At 66.5% G+C, this 14,436-nt stretch carries 15 protein-coding genes; 11 read left to right on the top strand and 4 right to left on the bottom strand.

The genetic code is table 11. The features are described 5' to 3' along the window. Positions 1–13: 13 nt before the first annotated feature. Both VI056_09585 and VI056_09590 read left to right on the top strand, forming a co-directional pair. Positions 14–565 carry an adenylate kinase gene (locus VI056_09585; protein ID HEY6203284.1) on the top strand — a complete coding sequence of 184 codons (552 nt, stop codon included), beginning with the start codon at positions 14–16 and terminating at the stop codon, positions 563–565. A gap of 6 nt (positions 566–571) precedes the next feature. After that, positions 572–1,603, top strand: coding sequence for a hypothetical protein (locus tag VI056_09590; GenBank protein HEY6203285.1), 1,032 nt, complete (start codon positions 572–574; stop codon positions 1,601–1,603). Here VI056_09590 and VI056_09595 read toward each other — a convergent pair. The 3 genes from VI056_09595 to VI056_09605 all read right to left on the bottom strand — a co-directional run bounded on the left by VI056_09595 (position 1,593) and on the right by VI056_09605 (position 4,597). After that, positions 1,593–3,074, bottom strand: a complete 1,482-nt coding sequence (locus tag VI056_09595; protein HEY6203286.1) for a hypothetical protein — start codon at positions 3,072–3,074, stop codon at positions 1,593–1,595. The genes VI056_09590 and VI056_09595 overlap by 11 nt on opposite strands. 30 nt (positions 3,075–3,104) lie before the next feature. Beyond that, a complete protein-coding gene (locus VI056_09600; GenBank protein HEY6203287.1) occupies positions 3,105–4,025 on the bottom strand; it encodes a bacterial transcriptional activator domain-containing protein in 921 nt (306 codons plus the stop codon). A 74-nt stretch (positions 4,026–4,099) separates the two neighbouring features. After that, complete coding sequence (locus tag VI056_09605; GenBank protein HEY6203288.1) at positions 4,100–4,597, bottom strand: DUF402 domain-containing protein; 498 nt, start codon at positions 4,595–4,597, stop codon at positions 4,100–4,102. Positions 4,598–4,622: 25 nt separating this feature from the next. On the opposite strand from VI056_09605, the gene VI056_09610 reads away from it, so the two are divergent. The 8 genes from VI056_09610 (at position 4,623) to VI056_09645 (ending at position 12,563) form a co-directional block, all read left to right on the top strand. Beyond that, a complete protein-coding gene (locus tag VI056_09610; protein ID HEY6203289.1) occupies positions 4,623–6,614 on the top strand; it encodes an FAD-dependent oxidoreductase in 1,992 nt (663 codons plus the stop codon). Continuing rightward, positions 6,615–7,346 (top strand): selenite/tellurite reduction operon b-type cytochrome ExtP, encoded by a 732-nt coding sequence (gene extP, locus VI056_09615; protein HEY6203290.1) that lies wholly within the window; start codon positions 6,615–6,617, stop codon positions 7,344–7,346. A 205-nt stretch (positions 7,347–7,551) separates the two neighbouring features. Next, positions 7,552–8,385 (top strand): menaquinol-cytochrome C reductase, encoded by an 834-nt coding sequence (locus VI056_09620; protein ID HEY6203291.1) that lies wholly within the window; start codon positions 7,552–7,554, stop codon positions 8,383–8,385. Positions 8,386–8,428: 43 nt separating this feature from the next. Next, positions 8,429–8,938 (top strand): Rieske 2Fe-2S domain-containing protein, encoded by a 510-nt coding sequence (locus tag VI056_09625; protein HEY6203292.1) that lies wholly within the window; start codon positions 8,429–8,431, stop codon positions 8,936–8,938. Beyond that, positions 8,938–10,020: a c-type cytochrome gene (locus VI056_09630; GenBank protein ID HEY6203293.1), complete on the top strand. Its 1,083-nt coding sequence runs from the start codon at positions 8,938–8,940 to the stop codon at positions 10,018–10,020. Before VI056_09625 ends, VI056_09630 begins: the two co-directional genes overlap by 1 nt. A gap of 132 nt (positions 10,021–10,152) precedes the next feature. Then, positions 10,153–10,602, top strand: a complete 450-nt coding sequence (locus VI056_09635; protein ID HEY6203294.1) for a hypothetical protein — start codon at positions 10,153–10,155, stop codon at positions 10,600–10,602. An 84-nt stretch (positions 10,603–10,686) separates the two neighbouring features. Beyond that, positions 10,687–11,049 (top strand): response regulator, encoded by a 363-nt coding sequence (locus VI056_09640; protein HEY6203295.1) that lies wholly within the window; start codon positions 10,687–10,689, stop codon positions 11,047–11,049. A 20-nt stretch (positions 11,050–11,069) separates the two neighbouring features. Further along, the gene (locus VI056_09645) at positions 11,070–12,563 is read left to right on the top strand and encodes an adenylate/guanylate cyclase domain-containing protein (protein HEY6203296.1); all 1,494 of its coding nucleotides are present in this window, start codon (positions 11,070–11,072) and stop codon (positions 12,561–12,563) included. Here VI056_09645 and VI056_09650 read toward each other — a convergent pair. Next, positions 12,550–13,527, bottom strand: coding sequence for a LysR substrate-binding domain-containing protein (locus tag VI056_09650; protein ID HEY6203297.1), 978 nt, complete (start codon positions 13,525–13,527; stop codon positions 12,550–12,552). The genes VI056_09645 and VI056_09650 overlap by 14 nt on opposite strands. Positions 13,528–13,600: 73 nt before the next feature. Here VI056_09650 and VI056_09655 point away from each other — a divergent pair, with 73 nt between their 5' ends. Next, positions 13,601–14,368 carry a succinate dehydrogenase gene (locus VI056_09655; GenBank protein ID HEY6203298.1) on the top strand — a complete coding sequence of 256 codons (768 nt, stop codon included), beginning with the start codon at positions 13,601–13,603 and terminating at the stop codon, positions 14,366–14,368. The last annotated feature ends 68 nt before the right edge of the window (positions 14,369–14,436 follow it).

The raw sequence follows: 14,436 nt of genomic DNA on the forward strand, positions 1-14,436 counted from the left end.
ATCGTCGCGCTCCGTGAGACGCGTTTCGGTCGTCGGTTCGACGGGCAGCGGCAAGACCACCTTCGCGCGTGAGCTGGCGTCGATCCTTGGCGTGCCGCACGTCGAGCTCGACGCACTCAACTGGGGACCGAACTGGACCATGGTCGACGAGTTGCTCTTCCGTAGTCGCGTGGCTGCGGCGACGTCGCCGGACGCGTGGGTCGTCGACGGCAACTACGGAGGGCGCGGCGCACGGCGGATCGTCTGGGGGCGTGCCGACACCGTCGTGTGGCTCGACCCGCCACTTCCGGTGATCCTCGCGCGCCTCTGGCGGCGGTCGGTCGGGCGCATCCGGTCGGGATACGTGCTCTGGGGCGGGAACCGCGAGACCTTCCGCAACACATTCCTCTCGCGCGAGTCGCTCTTCGTCTGGGCTTTGAAGACCTACCGCGGGCGCAGGCGGCTATACCTGCGAGAGCTCGCGCGGCCCGAACATGCTCACCTCCAGGTGCATCGGTTCGCGCGACCGACGGACGCGGAGCGCTGGCTTGCGACGCAACGCCGGCTCGGCCCGCCGCGTATATAAGTATCGATGGCGACCCTCACCGCGGCGCGATCGACCGCCCTCCCACGAGCCGGCGCGCTCGGGGTCAGGCTCGACTGGCTGGTGCTCGCCGCAAGCGTGTGGCTCCTCGGCGGCTTGTACTGGGACGGCTGGGCTCACGGCTACGGCCTACCGGATTCGTTCTGGACCATCTGGCACGCCGCCTTCTATTCGGGATACGCCGCGTCGGCGACGGTGATCCTCGGGGCGATCGCGCGGGCCCGGCCGCAAGTGGCGAGCTGGCGCGCCGCGATCCCTGCCGGTTACGAAGCCGCGGTGGTCGGCGTCTTCGTGTTCGGTGTGGGCGGCGTATTCGACATGGCGTGGCACACGGTATTCGGCATCGAGCTGAGCACCGATGCGCTGCTGAGCCCCAGTCACCTCATCCTCGGTCTCGGTATCGCGCTCATCGTCAGCGGCCCGCTGCTCGCGGCCTGGCGTCGCGGCGCCTCCGGCGGACTTGTGGCCCAGCTGCCGGCGGTCCTTTCGCTCACCGCGCTTCTGTCGCTCTTCACGTTCTTCTCACTCTTTGCCGGTCCGTACTCGACCGTGATCGGAGCTGGAGCGAAGCCGAACGAGACCACGCTGGTGCGGTCGCTACTTGGCATGTATCTGTTCAGCGCGCTCGTCGTCGGGCTCGCGCTCGTGGCACTTCGTCGAGGCACGCTTCCGATCGGCTCAATGACCGTGCTGCTCGGGCTCAACGGCGTCGCGATGATCCTCATGCGTGGTCACGCGGCGCTCGACGTTCAGGTGACGTTCGCGCTGGTCGCGATCGCAGCCGGCGCCATCGGTGACCTGCTCCTGTGGCGGCTACGGCCGTCGGATTCGCGGCCGTTCCAGCTTCACGTCTTCGCGTTCGTCCTGCCGGCCGGGTACCTTGCGATCTATCTCGCCGTGGTGGTGCTGCGCGTCGGCAGCGGCTGGACCGTGCCCGAGCACACCGGGATGGTCACGCTGTGCGGCGTCGTTGGCCTGCTGGTCAGCTTCGTCGCCGCTCCGCGGCGAGCTATTCCGTAACGTCCGCCGCGACCGCGAGGATCCCTTTGCGCGTCAGCGCGAGGCGCACGCCGTGTTCGACGTCGGCCGGCACGCGACCCCCAAGCGAACGCAGAACATCCTCAGGGACGGCGCCTCCCTCCGACGACAGCATGTCGGCGGCGTTGCGTCGTAGGTCCGGGTCGGGCGAGGTGAGGTTCTGCGCGATCCGACGGCCGAACAGCCGACGGGTATGCCACGCGTTGTATACGTACACGAGCGAGAGCCCGGCGCCCGCGGCGAGCAGCGTCTGCACGTCGGAGTAGCGCAGACCGACGATGAGGGCGACCGCCGCGGCCATATTGCCGAAGGCGTTCACGCCTCCGGACAGGAAGGCGCGCGCTCGTGGACGGATCGTGGCGGACACCTGGCTGTACACGAGCTCGCTGGCCGGACGGTGGAGCGCGGGGATCCAGATGCGCTCGCCGAGCTGCAACGCGATACCGGTGACGAGGATCAGGCCGAAGTACGCGCCCGCGGCATACGTTCCCAGGTACCAGAGCGGAAGGAAGAACAGCACCCAGGCGATGCCGATGCGCCGGAGGAGTCCGCTGGTGATGAAGCTCTGGATCCCGAGGGCGACGAGTGAGGAGCTGGTGTAGACGGACGCATAGAGCTGGCTAAAGACGTCCTCGCGGTCGATCCCCGTGGCCTGCGCAGCCGACGACTGATCCAGACCCAGCAGGTACAGGAAGTTCGCGAACTGCATCAGGAAGTACCAAAAGAAGACCCCGACGCCGAACGTGCGAAGCAGGTTGTCCGACGTGACGGTGCGGTAGCCGTCGACCGACTCGCGGGTCGTCGCCCGCAGGCCCTGCGGCCGCTCTTTCGCCTCGACGTGGCCGGAGCGCCCTTCGGGGAGTCCGCGATATAGCACGAGCGCGATGAAGCACACGAAGAACCCCACTGCCTGCGCGCCGATGAAATTCTCCGCGTGGATGACCGGAGCGATCGCGGCGCCGACGATGCCGCCGATGATCTTCCCCACGAGGACCGAACCCGCGAAGAAGGGAAAGAGACGACGCGACTGTTCGGAGTCGTACAGGTTGCCGGCGTAGACCCAGAAGAGGATGTAGATGGTCTCCTTGACGCCATGCGCGAACACATACGAGATCGGCTGGATGATGTTCCCGATCGAATTAAAGGAGATCGCATATTGGATCCCGACCGACGCGACGGTGACGGCCGCGACATAGAGGAGGAGCATCGTGCGGCGACGCATGCGATCGATGAAGAAGAAGATGAGCGCGGAGACCGCGAGCATCGCGATCGGCGTGATGATGTACATCCAGGGGACGTTCTGGACGCCGTAGCGTTTCACGAAGAGGGCGTCGGCTCCGAGCTTTCCGACCCAGTCGGCACCGACCATGACCGTGAGCAGGAAGTACAGGAAGAGGGCGAGGCCCCATTCGCCGCGCCGCAGGGGCATCGCGTCCCGCAGTAGCCGTCGCATGACTGTCAGGCTACGCGAGTCAGGTCGGAGCTAGGAGGCGGCGGTCTTCGCGCGCGTGCGGCCAAGGCGACAACCCGTGTCGGCGAGATCGAGCGAGAGCCAGTCCTCGCCGACCTTCGCTTGGAACCCGTACGGCGAAGGCTTGCCCGCATCGATGGCGGCGACGACGTCATTCGGGACCCCGACCACGACCCACGCGACGCCGGGACCTGCGTGCTCATCGGTCGGCGCGTGTCCCTTGTCGCCGGGCGCGAGCGGGATGCAGAGCCGCGTCTCGATGACGTTCTCATTGGTGTCGATGACGCGGACCGCGGCTGGTGCGAGCTCAGCGGTGCCGCCCTGGAGCTGCATCCAGTGACGATCGCCGTCGGCGTGGATGCAGAAGCGGAACGGGACCTTCGGGAGCAGACGCGGCGTCGGAAGCGGGGCCGTGACGGTCTGGGCAGCCGACACGCGCGTCGGCGCGATCGGCCGGATCGAGGGAGCAGGAGGACGGATGCCAGGAATGCTCGGCGTGATCGCCATACCCGACGGTGGCACGATCGAGCGCACCGCGGTCACGATCTTCTCGGCCGCCTCGTGCAGCGCGTGGTGCCCGCCGAGCATGCTCGCTCCGTATGAGAGCTCGAGCGTCGCGCGGCCGACCTCGCCGAGCGGGAGCATGAATTCGATGTAGCGCGCGTACTCATCAGCCGCGCCGTCGATGTCGCCGCCACTCGCGAGCGTCGCGGCAAGACGGCGATGCGATGCGAGGTCGGTCGGATCGATCGCGACGGCGGACCAAAGGAGTGCCATCGCGGCGACGCGGTTCCCGGCCTGGATCATCATCGCGGCGCCGTCCTTCAGCGCCTCGAGGTCGCTGCGGTTGGGTCCGCTATTGGGCGAGCCGAGCTCGACCTCCGCTACGGGGTCGGTCGCTCCACGGTTCGCAAGACGGGTGTCATCGTCCACGTCAGGAAGTGTGGTCCCGCTAAACAAGAGCAGCGCCCCCCGGTCGGGGGAAGACGACTCCCCCGCAGGCATGGTCAGGCCGTCAATAGGGCGCGCGTCTCTCGTTCGATCTCGGCTGTCAGCCGGCGGGGACCGGACGCGATCGCCTCGAGCGCGCGCGCGATGTGGATGCGCCGCGCCGGCTCGAGGTCGGGCGGAAGCTCCTCCTCATCGAGGATGATCGTCTCGCCCGTTGGTCGTAGGAGCACGTCGACGACGAGGTCGGTATAGGCGACGACGTCCTCATCGATGACCGTGTCGCTCGCGACGTTGCAGTAATACGCGATCGTTCGTGAGCCATCCAGCCAGTGATAGACGTTGTACGGACGGTCGATCCAGTAATGCGCGATCGTGATCTGACCCGGCCGAAGCACGATCCCGGTGTCAGCGATGACCCACTCGCGGTCCATCGCGTACCGCAGCACCGCATGACGACCGACCTCGAGCGACAACGCCTCGCAGCGATAGTCGCTGACCGATCCGTCGAGGCGGGTCTTCCGTTCGATCGTCGCTCTGCTCGTTTGACGCGCCATGTGCCGTCGGTAGCATGAGCCACGCGTGAGAGAGCTGTACCAGGTGGTTGAGGTCGGGCCGTCCTGGTACCAGGACAACATCCCGTGCCAGGAAGCCTGTCCCGTGAAGACCAACTGCCGCGGCTACCTCAATCTCGCGGCTGCGGGCGAGTTCGAGAAGGCGTGGGAGCTCGCTCTCGACCCGAATCCCATGGCATCGATCTGCGGCTCGGTGTGCGCCGCGCCGTGCGAGACCGCGTGCCGGCGCAAAGAGGTCGACAAGCCGCTCTCGATCCGTTACGTGAAGAAGTTCCTGTCCGACTGGACGCACGACAACATTCGCGTCGATGGGCGCGCGTACACACAGCCGCCACCGCCGGTCATCGGCCCGCCGCGCGGGCGCGTTGCGGTCGTCGGCGCCGGATGCGCGGGCCTCTCGGCGGCGAGCGATCTCGCGAAGCTTGGGTTCGGCGTCACGGTGCTCGACGCACTCGATCAGGCGGGCGGCACCGCACTCGCGGGCGTGCCGCCGTTCCGTCTGCCGCGCGAGGTCATCGACCGGGACATCAATGGGATCGTCAACGAGAACGTCGAGCTGCGTCTCTCGACGTACGTCGGTCGCGATGTGACGCTGCGGCAGCTGCACGATGAATACGACGCCGTGCTCGTGACCGCCGGTTGCTTCGAACCGAACTATCCGGCGGAGATCAAGAACCTCGACGCCGACGGCGTGATGGCCGGTATCGTCTTCCTCGAGCGTGCGTATCGCGGTCGGCCCGTCGAGGTGGGGAAGAACGTCGTGGTCCTCGGCGGCGGCTACACAGCGATGGACTGCGCCTCGACCTCGTGGCGGCTCGGCGCCGACAACGTATCGATCGTCTACCGCCGGGGTCGCGACGAGATGGTCGTCGACGAGGAAGAGCTCACCGAGACCGAGCGCGAGGGCATCCACTTCGTGTATCTCGCGTCGCCTGTCGAGATCCTCACAACGGAGTGGGGGCACGCGCGCGGCGTGCGCTTCGTCCGCAATAAGCTCGGCGAGCCGGACAAGAGTGGACGCCGCAGCCCTGAGCCGATCGCCGGCTCCGAGTTCGACGTTCCGTGCGAGACCGTCCTTCTTGCCCTGAGCCAGAACCCCGACACGACCTGGCTCGCCGACATCCCCGAGTTCCGCGTCAAGCGTTACCGCGACCTGAAGATCGACCCGGAGACGTATCAGACATCGGTGCCGAAGATCTTCATGGCCGGCGACTACCGCGAAGGACCGTCGACGATCATCGCGGCGGTGGCCGATGGACGGTCCGCGGCCCAGCAGGTCGCGAGATTCCTCGATCCGATCGCCTCCGCCGTGAACGTGCCCGAGTACCACGAGATCGTGACGCTGCGACGCTCGAGTACGCCAGACAACACCGGCCAGATCGCCGGCGAGGGCGAGCTCGCGCGCATCTACCACAACATGTCGGTGGACTACGACCGCATCCCCCGTCAGGAGATGCCCAAGCTCGCCAAGAAGGAACGCCGCGGCCTGTTCCTCGAAGTGAATCAGGGTTACGAGCAGGCGCAGGCGATCGCGGAGTCGGACCGCTGCCTCAAGTGCAACTTCAATATCGAGATCATCGGCGAGCTGTGCATCATCTGTGGCGGCTGCGTCGACGTCTGTCCGATGGACGTGATCCACATGGTCGACATATCGGACGTAGTCGATGACGGCGCGATCCCCGCGGTAGGCGAGGCGAAGAAGTGGGGGCAGGGTGTCGCATTCTTCCTCGATGAGACCGCCTGCATCCGCTGCGCCCTCTGCGTCATCCGCTGCCCGACCGACGCGATCACGATGAACCGCTACGGCGCGGTCATGCCCGCCGTTGGCAAGACGCTACCGAAGGAGTCCATCGACGACGAGGTCCACCTCGACCTCACGGTCGGCGGCGGAAGGGCGATCCGCCCGCTTCCTATGTACGATCCCGCCCGCGCGTCCGGATACAAGAACGCGCACAACGGCCATCCGATGACAGAACCACGGAAGGAGCACGTTCACTAGATGCTCGACATCCCGGTGCAGGTCTGGCAGCGCGTCAAGCAGGGCGTGCTCTGGAAGTCGCTCTTCCGCCACGGCTACCCGGACTCGCGGAAGAACCAGTCGCTCGCGGTGTTCACGAACGTGTTCCTCCACCTCCATCCGGTCAAGGTGCGGCGTCACGCGCTTGCGATCCCGTACACGTGGTGCATGGGCGGGCTCTCGTTCTTCCTGTTCCTCGTGCTCACGCTGACCGGGACCCTGCTGATGTTCTATTACCGGCCCACGACCGAATGGGCGTACTCGGACATCAAGGACCTCGAGACGGTCGTCATCTTCGGACAGCTGCTGCGGAACATGCATCGCTGGGCGGCGCACGGCATGGTGATCACGGTCTTCCTCCACATGATCCGCGTCTTCTACACCGGGTCCTACAAACCGCCCCGTGAATTCAACTGGGTCGTCGGCACGCTGCTGTTCACCCTCACGATCCTCTTGTCATACACCGGCTATTTGTTGCCTTGGGATCAGCTGGCGCTGTGGGCCGTGACGGTGGGATACGAGATCGCCAGGGCAACCCCAGCCGTCGGCGACGAAGTGAGCTTCCTCATCTTCGGCGGCTACCAACTCGGGCCAAACGCATTGCTGCGCTTCTATGTGCTCCATGTCGTGGCGCTGCCTCTGGCAACCGGATTCCTGATCGCCATTCACTTCTGGCGCATCCGAAAAGACGGCGGGATCAGCGGCCCGCTATGAGCAGCGCCACGACGCGCCGAGCGCCACTCCTCGTGCAAGCGTTCGCGAGCTCAACGTCGCGCCGCACCTCTCGCTCGCTGCTGGCTACGCCGGCCCGCTATTCACGTAGCGCGCTCCGTTCGGGCCGGCTGGGCGCAGACGCTCGCTCGAGGAGCGCCGCGCCGTCGTCGCTCGCGACGCTTGCACTCGTCGTTGAGGCGCGACCGTGACCGCTCCTAGGGGTCCGCAGCCTTTCCCGGGGCAGGAGAAGCGGCTCCGGCTGCTCGCGTTCGTCCGTCAGGACTCCGTCGTGCGCGTCGACAAGCGCGTCGAGGACACCGCGATGGTCTGGCCGCACTTGCTCGTCATCGAATTCATCGCGGCGATGATCTGGTCGCTCGGCTTGTTCGTGATCGCCGCCTTGTTCAACGCGCCATTGCAGGACCACTCAACAGTGGACTGCACCCCCAACCCCTCGAAGGCGCCGTGGTACCTGCTGAACCTCCAGGAGCTGCTCCTTCACATGGATAAGGGGCTCGCCGGCGTCGTCGTCCCGACGATCTGGCTCACGTTCATGGCGGTCATCCCGTACATCGACCGCGACCGGTCGGGTATCGGCCATTGGTTCACCAACGAGATCGGGAAGCGCACGGCCATCTTCTCCACGGTCTTCACCGGCGTGATCGTGTCGGGGCTCATCGCGATCGATGCCGTGGTAAAGGTCGATCGTCGTGTCTTGGATCCTGCGACCGGCATCAAAACGGGTTGGCCGGGCTACGCCGAGTTCGCGAGCCAATACTTCCCGGGCGGCCGAGAGCTTATCCCGAACTACGTGATCCCGATCACTCTGATGCTCGTTCTGCCGGTCGTGCTCGTGGTGCTCTGTAAACGCCTGTTCGGTGCGGGCACGCGCGAATGGATGATCGCGATCTTCACGGGCTTCGTCGTCACGTATGTCGTGCTGACCGTCGTCGGCACCTCGTTACGCGGCCCAGGGATGGACCTGTACGCGCCGTGGGCGCTGCCGGAGACTCATCAATGCTTCGCGCCGAGTCCTTGACGTGATCCGACCGCACGATGACACGTCGATCGTGTCCGGAGGCATGTTGTCGCGCGTCAAGCGACGGCAACTTCTTCGCATCGGCTTTCTCACAGCGACGCTGCTCGCGGTCGGGGAGCTCTCGGCCGCGTTCCTGCCGTTCTTCAAGGTCATCAAGATCGAGGGCCTGGGCGCCAAGATCCCGGCCGGCAAGAAGGCGGACATCATCGCCAAATTCCAGGCGACGAAGGACGAACCCATCCTCAACACCGAGGGTCGCTTCTTCCTTATCCACGGCCCCGGTGCGATCGCTGCCGCGTACCGCAAGTGCACGCACCTCGGCTGCACCGTGCCCTGGAACAAGACCGAGGACCAGTTCCACTGCCCATGCCATGGGTCGCTGTACGAGAAGACGACCGCGCTCGTGATCGGCGGACCGGCGCCGCGCGGCCTCGATCTTTTCCACGTTGCCGACGTGAACGGGGCGCTGGTCGTCGACACGAACCCGCTCAACGTCCAGAAGCGACCGGACAACAAGTGGAACCCGGCGCACGTCGAGGTCCCGGACGCGTAATGGACATCAACATCATCCTGGCCGCGGCCAGCCTCCTGTTGTTCGTCGCGCTGCTCGCGTATTTCGGTTTCGTCGCGTACCACCAGCGGCAGATCGAGCCCGACGAGAAGCCCACGACCGGCGTGGAGCTGCTCCGCCAGCACTACAGCCCCGGTGACACGGTCGAACAGCCGACGCCGTACTGGGTGGCGCCGATCCCCGCCGCCCCGGACCCACTCGAGATCTCCGGCAACCTCGATCGCAAGATCATCGCGGGCGGCGTGATGCTGTTCGCCATCATCGGTCTGGTGGGCGGCTATCTGCTCCTCGAGATCATCCCCACCGGTCCTCTGTCTCTGCGCGCCGCGGCCGCGGAGAAGCAGATAGAGACCTCGATCCAGCGCGGCAAGAACCTGTACGCGAACTTTTGCTATCCATGTCACGGCAAGACGGGGCTCGGCAACGGTGAGACCGACAAGAACGGAAAGGCCCTGCCCGGCAAGCCTCTGAACGTGGCGGCCAACAAGTACGAGACGCTGAAGGACGATCCGCAAGCGCTGAAGACACGCGAGGACTTCATTCGTCTCACGATCTCCCGCGGCAAGCCGAATCCGCCGCCGAACTATTCGATGCCCGCGTGGGCCGCGTCCGAGGGTGGCCCGTTCAATCCCGAGCAGATCAACCAGCTCCTCACGTTCATCATGCGCGGCACCGAAACCGACTGGGCCGACATCGTCACGATCCGCGGACACCTCGAGGGCGTGACGTCGACCGATATCGAAGTGCCCGCGCCACCAGCCGTCCAGTCCGGCGCGGAGATCGCCCAGGCTTACTGCGTGTCCTGCCACAGCTTCGATGCGGGCAAGCCGAGCACCGTGCCCACGGCGCCGAATCTCGCGCACTACGGCACCGAAGGGCCGATCAACGACCAAAACAAGGCGGCGAAGGCGTCCGGTGACGCCGACTGGCTGTTCCACTGGATCTCGAACGCGCCGAAGGTCAAGCCAGGCGTCATCATGCCGGTGTGGCTCAATACCGATGGCGGTCAGCTCGACGAGGCGACGATCCGCAAACTCGTCGAGTACCTGCAGGGTCTGAAATAGCGTGATCGCTCAGGTCGGCGAGTCCGGCGAGTTCTACATGGTGTTCGTCACCACGGTCATCCTGATCGCGGTGCTGTATTTCCTGCAGAAGTGGTGGACCACCTACCGGTAGGCACCGAGGCCCAGCGACCTTTGCCGCGGCATGCCACGCTCGCCCTCCTCGTCGGCCGCATCACCACGATCAAGCTCGCGTACTGGGCCGCGCTGACGCTCTTCGAGCTCGCGCTCCCACTGGACGTGCGGCCACACGACGAGCGATTCGGCTCGTCGATCGCGTTCGCCGTTCTTGCCACGTTCGTCGCGCTGCTCTGGGCGCGCCGGTCTGCTCGCGCAGTCGATCCCCGCGCGGGCGCACTGTCTCGCTCGATCCCGACGATCGCGACCACATTCGCGGCGGCGACCGTCGTGGCATCTCCAGCGAGCCTGCCACTCCTCCTCGTCGAGCGGGAGCGCTCCATCGAAGGCTGCGTCAATCTGGTGACCTGTCATCCCGAGACGCTGTGGCTCTGGGTCGCGACGCTCGCGATCGGCCTTCTTGTCATCCCGGCTGTTTTCGCTGCATCACTGAGATCGGGCGGCTAGGTAGGCTGTTTACTGTCGGCTGCACAGCGAGCGAAGCGAGCGTTGTGCAGACACAAACAATCTCGTGTGTCATGCTGCCCGCCGGTGGGTACCCAGAAGCGTGTCCTTGTCGTCGATGACGATGCCAGCATCCGTGAGCTGCTCTCGACCGCGCTCGAGGACGACGGCTACGAGGTCGTGCCCGCGATCAACGGTGAAGACGCCCTCTCGGTGTGCGAGCGGTGGCGCCCAGATGTCATCGTTCTCGATCTCATGATGCCGGTGATGGACGGCTGGACCTTCGCGAAGCGCCTGCGCGAGCGCGACGAGATCCCCATCGTCGTCCTCTCGGCTGCGAACGATCTCGCGCGTCACGCCAATTCCATCAGGGCCGCCGATGTCGTCGGGAAACCCTTCGACCTCGACCAGCTCCTTCCGAAGGTCGCACGCGCGGCGGAGAGCGCCTAGCCCTTTCTAGACTGGCGCCCGTGAGACAGGTGCCCTGGCGTCCGCTGCTCCTGCTGCTTCTCGTGATCTCTCCGACGGTCGTCCTCGCGGCCTTGCTCGCGGACCCGCAGCGCAACTCACCGGTCTTCATCCCGGTCGAGCACTTCGTGATCACGACGAACGTTTCCGTCGTCGCGCTGCTCGTAGCGATCTTCGTCGCGCGCGCCGCGCTCGGCTCGGGCCACTACCGAAGTCTTCTCATCGCGACCGGATTCCTGTGCATGGCAGGGATCTTCGCGGTCCATGGCCTCTCGACACCGGACGTGCTGCAGCGTGGAGACAAGAGGGACGACGCCGGCCTCGTCGTCGGCGTGTCGGCGCAGCTCGCCCTCTGGACCTCGGCGCTCTTCTTCGCGATCCGCTACACGCCGGCGGCGGCCTTCCTCGAGAAGCGCGTGCCACCGCGGACGCTGCTCGCGGTCGTTGCGGTCGCGGTGCTGCTCTACGCGGTCGTCGCGATCGGTTGGCCGGCGGCGTTCGGCGGCCTCGCGCGTTGGATCCTCATCGGCGGCGGCGCGTACGCCAGTTACGACCCAGCCGCCTATCCCCGCGGTGCCGCCCCCGACATCTACGGCGGCGCGGGCGTGGTCCCGTATCTGGTCTCGGGAAGCGCGATCGTCCTCTACGGCATCGCCGCGTGGTCGCAGGGCCGCGACTACCTGCGCACGCGGCTTCCGATGCAGGGCGCGCTGGCGGCGTCGTACGTGCTCCTCGCGCAGGCGCAGCCGTCGCAGTTCCTCGGCCCGGTGTGGACGCTCTCATGGTGGGAGTACCACGGCCTGATGTTCGCGGCGACCGTCATCGCGCTCGGCGCGCTGTTTCTCGAGCTCGATCGCAGGCGCGGCCTCGAGCGGTTCCTGCCGCCCACGGTCGTAGAGCGCGTCATCGGAGGCGACCCGCTGCGGCTCGAAGGCGAGCGCCAGAGGGTCACGATCCTCTTCGCGGACCTCCGCGGTTCGACGGCGCTGGCTGAGAAGCTCGCGCCAGAGCAGGTGATCGCCGTGATGAACGCCTACCTCCGCCTCATGGCGCGGTCGGTGATCGACGCCGGCGGCATCCTCGACAAGTTCACCGGCGACGGCCTGATGGCGATCTTCGGCGCGATGGGCGACCCGGCGTACGGCGCACCCGCGGCTGCCCGGGCCGCGCTCGCGATCCGCTCGAGCATCACGGCACTCAATGTCGAGCGCGGGCGGACCGGCGAGCCCGTCGTGCAGTTCGGCGTTGGTATGCACACCGGTGACGTAGTGCTGGGCGCGATCGGGATACCCGAGCGCTCGGACTACACCGCCATCGGTGATGCCGTGAACACCGCATCGCGGATGGAATCGCTCACGAAGGAGTACAAGGTGGACGCAGTGCTCTCCGGCGTCACCGCCGGATACCTCCGGGACGACGGCGTCGAAATGCGTCCGCTCGGCGAGGCTCATGTCCGCGGCAAGTCCGAGGCGGTCTCGATCTTCACGCTCGACTGAGACTCGCGGCACGGCGCGCCCGCAGAGCTGCCGCGCCGTCCAGCACCGTGAGGCCAGCGGGCGTGCGCGCGAGCCACTCGCGAGCGGCAACGAGCGCGCGCACCGTGCTGATGAATTCCTGCGCCGCTCGGGTCAGCCGTCGGTCGCGCCGGTGCGCGAATCCGATCGTCCGCGTGAGCTCGGGCTTCGCGATACGCACCGCGCGCAACGGTCCGCCGCGCTCGACGACGAGGCTCGGCACGACGGCGACGCCCACGCCCGCCGCTGTCAGACGCAAGACGCCGTCCATCTCGCCTCCCTCGAGCGCGAACGTCGGCTCGAACCCGGCGTGGCGGCACGCCGCGACCGTCGTCGCGCGCAGGTCGTAGCCGTCGCGGAACATCACGAGGGGCACGCCGCGCAGCTCCGCGATCGACACGCTCCGCCGTTTCGCGAGCGGATGCGACTTCGGCACCGCAAGCACCAGCTCCTCGCGCAGCAGCGGCGTCGTTTCGAGGATGTCGTCGTGCATCGGGAGGATTCCCAGCGCGACGTCGAGCGCCCCGCGCTCGAGCTCGCCAACGAGATCGCGCGAGCCTGCCTCGTGCAGAACGAGCTCGATCCCCGGATAGCTCTGGTGGTACCGCGCGAGCGCCGCCGGCACGAGCGTCGTCGAAAGGCTCGGCGTCGCGCCGACGCAGAGGCGTCCACGGCGCATTCCCGTGAGGTCGCGGACCTCGCTCTCGGCGCCCGCAACATCGGTGAGGACGCGACGCGCGAGGGGAAGCAGTGCCTCGCCTGCCGGCGTAAGCGCGACGTTCCCGCGCATGCGGTGGAAGAGTGGCGCGCCGAGCTCGTCTTCCAGGCGACGGATCTGCTTGGAGACCGAAGGCTGGGCGACTGAGAGCTCACGCGCCGCCTTCGTGAAGTGGCGCTGCTCGGCGACCGCGACGAAATACCGCAGCTGGTGCAGCTCCACCTCCATAGCCTACGGCTATCGTCACCAGCACCTCGATATCCTTGTCCCCTGCGAGCCGAATGCGTAGGGTGAGCACGCGGTGGCGACGACGACGGCCAGTGTCCGGCAGCGTCCGCACGAGCGTCACGATCGGTGGTGGATCGAGCCACTCACCATCGTCCTCGTTCTGGGTGGCTTCGTCGTGTACTCCCTCATCGTGAGCATCCAGAACGCGAACTACTTCGCCGATCCATACCTGTCGCCGTTCTACTCGCCCTGCCTCACCACGGGGTGCATCCATCCGACGTTCCCGATCATCGGCGACTGGTACACGCTGTCGCCCGCGTTCCTCATCGTGGGCTCGCCTCTCGCGTTCCGCGTCACTTGCTACTACTACCGCCGCTCGTACTACCGCGCGTTCTTCTGGTCGCCACCGGCCTGCACCGTGCCGGACGCGCGCGCGAAGTACAGCGGCGAGACGCGCTTTCCTTGGGTGATCCAGAACATCCACCGGTACGCGCTGTACCTCGCGATCGTCGTGCTCGCGATCCTCTGGTGGGACGCGATCCAGGCGTTCAACTTCGACGGACACTTCGGCGTCGGCGTCGGCACGCTGATCATGGTCGCCAACGTCTTGCTCCTCAGCGGCTATACGTTCGGCTGCCATGCCGCGCGGTACCTCGTCGGCGGCTACCTCGATTCGTTCCACGGCAAGTCCCTGCGCTTCCGGCTCTGGAGCTGGGCGAATCAGCTCAACGTGCGCCACTCGCGATGGGCCTGGGTCAGCCTCTTCGGCGTCGCGCTGACCGACCTCTACATCCGGCTCGTCGCGATGGGTGTCATCACCGATCTGCGGTGGGTGTCTTAAGTGAAGCGAGCGTGCTGCGAGGAGCGAGTCCGCCAGCCCCGAGCGCGTTTCCTCGCCGAAGGCGAGAG

This window comes from Candidatus Limnocylindria bacterium (genome assembly GCA_036523395.1).
In the GTDB taxonomy this organism is placed as follows: domain Bacteria; phylum Chloroflexota; class Limnocylindria; order P2-11E; family P2-11E; genus CF-39.

What these genes read in the sequence shown, in the direction of transcription:
- extP (HEY6203290.1), top strand. Translation starts at nt 6,615, where the DNA reads ATGCTCGACATCCCGGTGCAGGTCTGGCAGCGCGTCAAGCAGGGCGTG.
- VI056_09625 (HEY6203292.1), top strand. Translation starts at nt 8,429, where the DNA reads ATGTTGTCGCGCGTCAAGCGACGGCAACTTCTTCGCATCGGCTTTCTC.
- VI056_09595 (HEY6203286.1), bottom strand. Translation starts at nt 3,074, where the DNA reads ATGCGACGGCTACTGCGGGACGCGATGCCCCTGCGGCGCGGCGAATGG.
- VI056_09630 (HEY6203293.1), top strand. Translation starts at nt 8,938, where the DNA reads ATGGACATCAACATCATCCTGGCCGCGGCCAGCCTCCTGTTGTTCGTC.
- VI056_09590 (HEY6203285.1), top strand. Translation starts at nt 572, where the DNA reads ATGGCGACCCTCACCGCGGCGCGATCGACCGCCCTCCCACGAGCCGGC.
- VI056_09650 (HEY6203297.1), bottom strand. Translation starts at nt 13,527, where the DNA reads ATGGAGGTGGAGCTGCACCAGCTGCGGTATTTCGTCGCGGTCGCCGAG.
- VI056_09605 (HEY6203288.1), bottom strand. Translation starts at nt 4,597, where the DNA reads ATGGCGCGTCAAACGAGCAGAGCGACGATCGAACGGAAGACCCGCCTC.